This window comes from Bacillus sp. JJ1503, from assembly GCF_036965125.1.
In the GTDB taxonomy this organism is placed as follows: Bacteria; Bacillota; Bacilli; order Bacillales; family Cytobacillaceae; genus Cytobacillus.
The window spans coordinates 1238-5750 of record NZ_JBALOZ010000290.1 but is presented as its reverse complement, the minus strand read 5'-3'; the positions used below and the strand labels follow the sequence as shown (position 1 = coordinate 5750).

At 38.1% G+C, this 4513-nt stretch carries 5 protein-coding genes; 1 reads left to right on the top strand and 4 read right to left on the bottom strand.

Features of this window, described 5'->3' with window-relative positions:
* Positions 1 to 137: 137 nt before the first annotated feature.
* Complete coding sequence (rhuM, locus tag V7149_RS20325; RefSeq protein WP_335347412.1) at positions 138 to 227, bottom strand: RhuM family protein; 90 nt, start codon at positions 225 to 227, stop codon at positions 138 to 140.
* Positions 228 to 423: 196 nt separating this feature from the next.
* A complete protein-coding gene (locus tag V7149_RS20320) occupies positions 424 to 1068 on the bottom strand; it encodes a VTT domain-containing protein (protein ID WP_438824136.1) in 645 nt (214 codons plus the stop codon).
* A gap of 470 nt (positions 1069 to 1538) precedes the next feature.
* Between V7149_RS20320 and V7149_RS20315 the strand changes: the two genes are divergently transcribed.
* Positions 1539 to 2198, top strand: a complete 660-nt coding sequence (locus tag V7149_RS20315) for a hypothetical protein (protein WP_335347410.1) — start codon at positions 1539 to 1541, stop codon at positions 2196 to 2198.
* 144 nt (positions 2199 to 2342) lie between these two features.
* Here V7149_RS20315 and V7149_RS20310 read toward each other — a convergent pair whose 3' ends face one another.
* Positions 2343 to 3590, bottom strand: a complete 1248-nt coding sequence (locus tag V7149_RS20310; RefSeq protein WP_335347409.1) for a TerD family protein — start codon at positions 3588 to 3590, stop codon at positions 2343 to 2345.
* 131 nt (positions 3591 to 3721) lie between these two features.
* Positions 3722 to 4513: metallophosphoesterase (locus tag V7149_RS20305; RefSeq protein ID WP_335347408.1), on the bottom strand; the 792-nt coding region annotated here is incomplete at its 5' end.

Sequence of the window (4513 nt, the reverse complement as noted above, 5' to 3'; positions counted from 1 at the left end):
CTGGTAAGAAAGGGACTGGCAAGAAAGGAACGGGTAAAAAAGGGACCGGCCATAACTGTTAAATATTTCTTGACTAGCAAGATTAAAAATCATTACCCGTGGTGATTTCTGTAGGGTCTTTTTCACGAAAATGTTATTTATTCATTTATTCGCTCTTTTGTCCATTGGTGGTACTGTGTACCTCGGTGGGAGCGAACACGATAGCCAATAGCGATAATCATTTCAATGTTATAAATTGAAGAAAAAAATTAGGATTCCTAATAAATCAAAACAGGCCTCTGTGTAACAAATGTCCATCAAATCAAATCAGCACCTCCCACAAGTAGTGGAATGGTGCTGTATCTGTTCTCAGAAAAACCGCATTTACTTATGATACTGTTCTACGTGACTATTCTAAGTGCGGAGTCCACATCTTTGGAACCGTCATCCTTTTTTCAATCTCCCCCGAATCACCCCGATAATGGCTGGCAGCACAGAAATGAAGATAATTGCTAAGAGAACCGTTGAAAAGTTGTCTTTGATAATTGGGATATTGCCAAAAAAATAGCCTAAGATCGTACAGATGCCTACCCATACTGCGGCACCAACCACATTATAAATCAAGAAATATCGGTAGTTCATCCTGCTCGCCCCTGCAATAAAAGGAATGAACGTGCGAATAAATGGCATAAACCGGGCGATCACAATTGTTTTTCCTCCATGCTTATTAAAGAAAGCCTCAGCTCTCATCATTTTATCTTGGTTAATCAATCTCCCCATTAAACTTCCATGTGAGATGGTTGTCCCTACTTTACTACCGATATGATAATTGACAGTATCCCCAATTATCGCCGCGAAAAAATAGACAAACAATAGTAAAAAAATGTTAAATGCCCCCATCGCGGCAAGAGCACCACTAGCAAACAATAAAGAATCACCCGGTAAGAAAGGGAAAATTACAATTCCCGTTTCCACAAATACGATTAAAAATACGATTCCATATGACCATCCGCCAAAGTTTTTGATGATTTCAACTAGATGTTCATCAATATGTAGGATGAAATCAATGATATTTTGAATTATTGTCAAATTTGTTCCCACTTTCATAGTTTTCTCATCAGGTAATCTGACTTAGTAATGTAGTCTTTTTCATTTTCACCTATATATGTTATCACAAAACACTTGAACTGCTCATCACTTAACGACTACGAGTTGTTCGAAACGGTAGATTCGAAAGAACACCAATGTATCCTATCTCATTATAAATTTAAAAGCTGTTAGCATGCCTTAGGAATACCATTTTTTCCATTTGTATTATTGATCTGCGACCAACTTACTTCACTTTCTTGTTAGATCCATATACATATAGTTTATTAACGGAAGATCGACAGTTAAAATACGAAATCACTTATAGAATATCTGAGTAAACTGGTTTATGGAGATTATATCCGAACATGCCTACTCCTTCGAAGATTTTTGAATAAAATAAGTTTTTTATTTATACAATAAGATAGGCTTATTATTTCTATTTCTATCTTTATTTAGAAAGGCAGCGGATCATGGATACTGTCATCTATTCATTACTTACCATCGCATACCTAATTCTATTCGCAGTAGTTGTCCTGTTAGCAAAATGGCACAGTTGGGCTGATATTGGAAATGTACTACTGATGGTTATTCTGGCTTTACTCTATGATAATGGGATCCTAGCACTGGGGAAATACATTGGAGAGGGAGACTTACTGAGGGCATTAAACCTAACCCGATACTATTTGCATGCCCTTATCACCCCCTTGCTCGTCCTATTTGCCTGGAATACTTTAGTAAAGGCAAATCTAAAATGGGCAAAAAAAGGCATCGTCCCATGGCTCGCTGTCTTATTGACACTTTGTTTGATTATCATTGAATTCGTTACAGTGGTCAGGGGAATTTCCCTAGAACCTACTATGAAGTATGGTGCCTTAAGCTATAAAAATGTAGGAGCAGGAAACTTTCCTCCCTTCATGATCATTGGTGTCTCTATTGTGTTAGTCGTCACATCAATTATGATCTGGATAAAGCAAAAATGGCCATGGTATTTTATCGGAACCTTGATTATGTGCCTCACACCAATGATCCACTTTTTAAAAACTGATGCCTTACATAATATAGCTGAATTCGTATTAATACTAGCCCTGCTTGCTACAAAGGCTTATCAAGATAAAAAAATATACAGTTGAAGGACTGGGAATGAAAAGTTCCCTCATAAAAAACAATAAAAATCCCAACCTTTGTTTAAAGTTGGGAAAAGTTAAAACTTCATTTACTTATGGTTCGGTTCACCCGCCATTAAACTAGCGGATTTTCAGATTCATATCTCTTGTCTACTTGTAATCATTTTTTGGTCCCTTATCCATTAAAACTTCTACCATATTTGAAGACCCCATCTTAAGTTTAGGCCTACACTCTGAGTTTTGCTTACTATAAAGCTCTAATGGACTAATAATAACTCCATTTGGCGTATTATGAAGTATTCCGGGCACACATGTATAAATTCGATCATTGTTATTTGCATTCTTGGAGGATATGGTAACGGAGGTTCCGCTATGATTATCTATACTCATGGATACCTTGTATCTGTAGAATGAGCCTGTTCCATTTGACTGAGCAGAATAAACCACAGGAACCACTGCGAGGATATCATCCGTTAACCTTAATTTAATTATTTCTGTCTTCGTTGACCAACCGCTTCTCCCAACATCCCCCATATGTTCCACTGCCCCGTTTCCATACCGGTAGAGGGGAGGTGTTCCCTCAGCCCCAAACATCGCTACATCTATCTGCTTACCATCCTTTGTATAGACTAAAGCATAAATATCATAATCTGTCCCAGTCTTCCAAGATACTGTAGCCGTAATCTCGGGTGTTTTCTCAATGATAACTGGCTTTTGGCCTTTTTCGAGACTTACCTTACCCTTTACCTTTTCAAGGCTTATCGTTGACAACGTGTTTTGACTATTATTATTTCCAGGAACAGTTAGGATCTTATCAGGTTCTTTTGGAGTTTGTTTTTGAATAGTTTTAGGTTCGGAAGGCTTGTTTTGCTCATCCGCTTCAACCTCAACACCGTAATTTTTACATAAACCTTCAAGACCAGAATCAAATCCGCGCCATACTGATCTTGCCTTTGTTTGGCCATTCCGTATATATAATTCTAATACTACTATTCCATTTTCATTTTTGAAGCTGGATGGGGTTAATTGGATTCTGTTATCATCGGTACATATCTCTGCCTTTAAATTCTTTACATTTGAAAAACCCTTGCTATTATCCTCAGTAAGCGTAATAGCTATTTTAGTAATACCTGCAGGGACTTTACTCATGTCAAAATTAATTTTATGTACTTTTGTATTACCTACATTCTCAGATGGTATAAGGGTAGCTACACCAGAAGAGCTCGTTGGTTGATTATAAAATATAATTCCGCTATCTCCTTGTACCTTATCTGAATCAGTTAAAAGAAAAGCTGTTAAGGATATATCTATCGAATTAGAAATTTCGTAGCTAACAGTAACATTCCCTTTTGGAGAACTTAAAACAGTGTTTGCTCCCATCTGAAGCAGTTGATTCATTTAAACCAATCCTTTCTTATCTATGCATTGATTACCTAACTCCAATTACGCCCTTAGCGTACAATCACAAAAAGCTGAGATTTACACGGCCTTTAATGGGACATGTTCTTGTCGCCCAGCATCAGTTGTCGTTATTCAAAATTCACCTGAATTCTCACGATTTCTGACCTCGTTCCGATCCGGATCGGCGGACCCCAGAAGCCAAAACCTTCTGTTACAATCGATTGCATGCTTCCTTTCTTAAGATGCCCCCATGCATTCTCATAAATTGAATCCGTAATTAAGTTACCTGGGAAAACTTGGCCATGGTGAGTGTGACCCGACAACATCAAGTCTATACCCGCTTTTTGAGCAATATCCAAGTCATATGGCTGATGGTCAAGCAGAATCACAGGTTTAGAAAGGTCAACCCCCTTCATGATCTGGTTCAATTCCAATCTATCGGGATCTCTGCGGTCTTTTCGCCCAATCAATGTAAGTTGGTCTTTTATTGTGACAGCTTCATCATAAAGTACGTTGATACCACTTCGCTCTATTGTATCAATTAATTCCTTCATCGTACCGTTATGCCGGTCATGGTTACCCAAAGTGGCATATACACCATAGGGGGCATGAAGCTCGGACAAAACCTCATCGATCCCCTGATCCACGAAAGGCTGAATATCATCGTCAATTAGATCTCCTGGCAATAGGATTATATCCGGTTCCATCCCATTGATTTCTTTAACTAGACGTTTCGCATGATCTTTACCAGACAGTAACCCAAAATGCGTATCCGCGGCCATTGCAATAGTTAGTGAATCAAGTGATGATGTACCTTGTTCTATCTGGATTGAAAAAGAACGAACAAGTGGATTATATGCATTATAAGTACCATAAATAAGGAAGGAAATCGTTAGAACCAATATCACTCTTCCTGCCCA

Coding starts and splice junctions, on each gene's coding strand:
- V7149_RS20315 (WP_335347410.1), top strand. CDS start 1,539: ATGGATACTGTCATCTATTCATTACTTACCATCGCATACCTAATTCTA.
- V7149_RS20310 (WP_335347409.1), bottom strand. CDS start 3,590: ATGAATCAACTGCTTCAGATGGGAGCAAACACTGTTTTAAGTTCTCCA.